6 protein-coding genes and 1 pseudogene are annotated in these 4068 nt (G+C 46.9%); 1 reads left to right on the plus strand and 6 read right to left on the minus strand.

Annotated elements, in window-relative coordinates; genetic code table 11:
• Nucleotides 1-157: 157 nt before the first annotated feature.
• A complete protein-coding gene (locus NG833_RS27455; protein ID WP_254568449.1) occupies nt 158-871 on the minus strand; it encodes a hypothetical protein in 714 nt (237 codons plus the stop codon).
• Between the two features lie 338 nt (nt 872-1209).
• On the opposite strand from NG833_RS27455, the gene NG833_RS27460 reads away from it, so the two are divergent.
• Entirely contained in the window at nt 1210-1914 is a 705-nt protein-coding gene (locus NG833_RS27460; protein WP_254568450.1) for a DUF1131 family protein, read from the plus strand.
• Nucleotides 1915-2148: 234 nt separating this feature from the next.
• Here NG833_RS27460 and NG833_RS27465 read toward each other — a convergent pair whose 3' ends face one another.
• From NG833_RS27465 to NG833_RS27485, 5 genes and pseudogenes are all read right to left on the minus strand, one after another.
• Entirely contained in the window at nt 2149-2433 is a 285-nt protein-coding gene (locus tag NG833_RS27465) for a hypothetical protein (protein ID WP_254568451.1), read from the minus strand.
• Between the two features lie 84 nt (nt 2434-2517).
• The gene (locus NG833_RS27470; protein WP_254568452.1) at nt 2518-2727 is read right to left on the minus strand and encodes a type II toxin-antitoxin system HicB family antitoxin; all 210 of its coding nucleotides are present in this window, start codon (nt 2725-2727) and stop codon (nt 2518-2520) included.
• Nucleotides 2728-2786: 59 nt separating this feature from the next.
• Nucleotides 2787-3125 (minus strand): type II toxin-antitoxin system HicB family antitoxin, encoded by a 339-nt coding sequence (locus NG833_RS27475; protein ID WP_254568453.1) that lies wholly within the window; start codon nt 3123-3125, stop codon nt 2787-2789.
• A 106-nt stretch (nt 3126-3231) separates the two neighbouring features.
• Nucleotides 3232-3492, minus strand: a complete 261-nt coding sequence (locus tag NG833_RS27480) for a type II toxin-antitoxin system HicA family toxin (protein WP_254568454.1) — start codon at nt 3490-3492, stop codon at nt 3232-3234.
• 271 nt (nt 3493-3763) lie between these two features.
• Nucleotides 3764-4068: pseudogene (locus NG833_RS27485) on the minus strand (hypothetical protein); the annotation flags it as partial.

The following is a 4068-nucleotide window of genomic DNA, read 5'->3' on the forward strand; positions in this document are numbered from 1 at the left end:
CGCCAGAAACCCACATCTCATCCCCCCTCCCATCCCCATGTAGAGGCGATTCGAGAATCGCCAGAAACCCACATCTCATCCCCCCTCCCATCCCCATGTAGAGGCGATTCGAGAATCGCCAGCAACATTTAGAGGTAATGCGTAAATCCTATTGGATTTATAAACTAGAATCAATCAGTTGCATATTGGGAACATTCAACAAATTATCCCCACCTTGGTGAACCCGTAATGTTGTCCCTGCACCCCCATCTTCCACAATCGGGGTAGAGAGGATATAAAAGTAGTCATCCTGTTGCCAGCCTATATGACAGACTCCATCGCGACAAGTTATTTTGCCTTCGGTTAAGGCGAGACAATCATTTTGGTCATTACAGCCATAGTAGGTGAGGTTTCCCGTGTTATTGCGACCATCCCAGGTTTCCGCCTGACCCACCGTGACTGTCCAAGTGCCATTACTGAGCACTTGCCAGTTCTCCCCCAGCATGACGACATCAGAAATGACCCTTTGTCGATTATTTGCACCACAGAGTCCGGTGTTGTTACAATGTTCCGGTGGCATGACAGCATCATCATAGATAAAACGGAGGGTTTGGTTGGTCAGGGATGGACTGCGATCGCATAAATCGGCACTCGCACCCACCTCGGAGGTTTTCCCTTCGCGACTGGTCACCGTAACGTAACACAACAAATCTCCCAATCGGGCGGAATTAAACACCCCAATCGTCGGGAAATTCTCAGGGATAGTGTCCGTCGTTTCCGGGGTTGTCTGGCTGATTTCCGTGTTTCCCGTCTCGTCCGGAACGCCAGTACAGGACCCCAACCATAACATTAACCCCACTAAACCCATCGTTAACCTACGTTGTTGTCTCATTCGGGAATTCCCTCTCATTTGAACCCTTGTATTCAGAACTTTGGCATCTCAATCCAGAAACCCATGCGGTTAAAAATCGACTAAAAACATTTTCCAATAAGACTTTCAGTCGCTTTCAACCCATGTAGAGGCGCTTCGCGAAGCGCCTCTACATGGGGGAAATAAATCCCTCGCCTGTTGTTGCCACGGGCGCACGATCTCAGTTGTATCCGAGGTTTCGTCAATTGGCAAGACTGACACAGGGTCCAGCCCGGTTTAGTCCCCCTATTTGGCACTTCTATCCAGATCAAGCTATAATCAAGCCGATATCTTCGTTTGTGCGATGGAAAAAGTTTGCCATGAATGATTCCTCGTCCCCAATTGCTCAATCTCTTTTAGCGTTCATCCGTCGTAGCGTTCCCAGATACGGGATCCGGGGCGGTTTGGGAGTTGCCGCAGTGTTGATGACTCTGACTCTAGGCTGTAATTCCGACTCTCCAACCTTTACGGGTGAGAATCCTCCTACACCGAATACTCAGGAAATGGCAAATTATCAGAGTCCCCCGCTATTGGATACGGGATGGGGTGAAGTGGGAGTGAATACACCTTTTAACCGCGATCGCATCCAGGCCCTGTTTCCCAACTATCGGGTTGAATCCAGCCAAATTTCTGCGGAAGGAATGTTATATCCTGTTATCGAAGTCTACGACGACAGTATCCTAGTCGCTCGAATGGACCCCAACGACCCTAATAATCCCAACCTCGGCATAATGCGGATCACCATCTATGATGAGTCCATAGCAGGACCCGGGGGAGCAACCGTTGGGACATCTTACAACCAAACCCCCGGTTCCAGTCGATTTGACTGCGCCCCTGGAGAGGGACCCACAACAAATTACGTTCTTTGTTATTCTCCAGAGGGCGATCAAATTCAATATATTTATGGTCCAATCAATACGGAAAGTCGTCGTCCCCTGATGGAGCTTCCTCCAGAAAATGTCCTCGGTAACGCCCGTCTCGATCGCCTCGTCTGGTTGAATTGGCAGGCAATCAATGATTTATGACATCTGTATTCTCCCCTCTCCCCCTTTGGGCCGCCTTATGTTGGGGGTGAAGGGAGAATACAACTGATACAGGAGCTGCTATAGCTAGTCTAAATCATTCTGACAATGGAGATCCGATCCCCGAGACCCTAGGAGTGTGTAAAGCCTACGCCCGGGCTTCGCTGTGCCGCGTAGCGTGTGCGGAGTGCCCAAACATCTTGCTCGCTATCTTTATAACAAATTCATTTAGACTGGCTATATCTCTCGAATTTTCATCGATTCTACTTCTCCCGTTTCAGAATTGATTTTGAAAATTTTATAATTTCTATCACTTTTTCCAGAAGGAATTAACGCATATTTAGGTTCAGGAGTGGCTAAATTATATCCAAATGTAATAAACCAGTATTTTTTATCTTCTGAAATTTCCACTTCCTCCAACCTTAAATCCTGGATATCCACTGAGCCATTTTGAGTCATCAAATCTTGCACGGAATTAAAATAATTTTGTGCAGCCAGGACTGCTTTTCGCACGTCAAGCATGGTGAACTCTCCAGGTTAGTGTTTTCAATCTGACAGTTTGAGAAGGGACAGATGCTTCCATCTGTCCCAAGAAATTGCTGGATTTTAAGCGAACAGCAACCTTCCTTTTGGTTCCGGAATTGGACGTCCTAATGCCTGCGCCGTCTCCATCCACTCCTGCATAATGACTTCTACATGAGTCAACGCTTCCTGATAGGTTGCACCATCAGCAGCACAACCGGCTAATTCCGGCACTTCCGCAATAAATGCCTCGTCCTCCTGACTCCAATACATGATAATTTCATACCGTAGCATCCCCTTCACCTCCTACCTGGTAGATATCGCTCTCCTATTTTGGGACTGGCGCGCGCTCTCTACACTTCAATTGATTCCTCCGCAGCTTTTGCTAAAACTTTATCCATCCAAGCATTGATGCTTTCTCCTGCTTTATTAGCCGCAATAAATATTTTCCTGTGGGTTTCTGGGGTCGTGCAATAGTGAATTGTCCCCGTAAAAGGTTGGTCTGGAGATTCTCCTAACTGTTGGCAAAAATCCAAATAAAAATCCACTGACTTTTGAAATTCTTGACGAGCTTCCTCAACTGTTTTCCCCTTAAATGTCACCACATCATTAATTTTCAAAACTCGACCAAATAGAATCCCAGCCTCTACATCAACCTCCACAGAACCTATGTAACCCTTGTAACTCATCATAGCCCATTGCCCTTCCTTGGTAAAAATTTTCTAATTCAAATAGATAAGGTTTAAAATTTATCTCTAGGGGTGTTCGCCAATCTCCCCCTACTATCTGCCTAAGTTATCATGGCTCAATCCCTGCCTTTACCAAAAATTCTCTAACCGATTTCACTGCACCTTTGTCCGTTTCTTTTTGCGGATGCGGTTCGTGGAACACTGCTTTAGCATCATTTAGTTTAACCCCTAGGCGCGAGCCTTGACCTTCGATAATCGTAGCCTCAAGCGCTCTAAATAGACTTTCAATATCTTTCCAGTTAATGTTGGCCGGAATCGGGTCTGTAAAAATCCTTTCTAAAGTTTTCTGCTGTTTGTTATTAAGGTTCATCTATATTTAGGGGTGGACAACTGGGGTGGAACTTAAGCCAGTTTGGAGAAGCTGCAACAGACGCCCAGAGGAAGTCGAGGTACTTGCCTCAAAGCAGATACCTATCCGCCCAAACCCAATGATTGTCGAAGATTCCAGCCCTTGATTAACAACCATCTCCTACTCCTGTTACTGACATCCTCAATCTCTATGATATCTCAATATCATATCGGTGGCAGTTAAGAGTTTCCCTAAAAGAGTAGGGGCACAGCATTGCTGTACCCCTAGAATTTCAGATGACGATCGCGGATTGACCTCCGCTTTGTTCCTGAATCACTACACAATAGACAAAGGCCGATCGCCGGGGGTCATCAATACCAAATTCGGAAAGTCGGTTTTCGCTTTTAGCCCGCGCAGGCGGGCTATAGCCCAAGGGGCATGGCTTCGCTAACGTCCGTATAGCCCCACCCTTGAGGGTGTGGGTTTTTATAGAACGTTGATAAGGGGATTGCAAAATATAAATCCTCCAAACGTTGCACTGGAAGGGAGGTAGGTGTAGGGGCGCAATGCTTGCGCCCCAGGGCGCAAGCATTGCGC

Origin of the sequence: Oscillatoria sp. HE19RPO (assembly GCF_024220515.1) — a bacterium.
Lineage (GTDB): Bacteria > Cyanobacteriota > Cyanobacteriia > Cyanobacteriales > Laspinemataceae > Laspinema.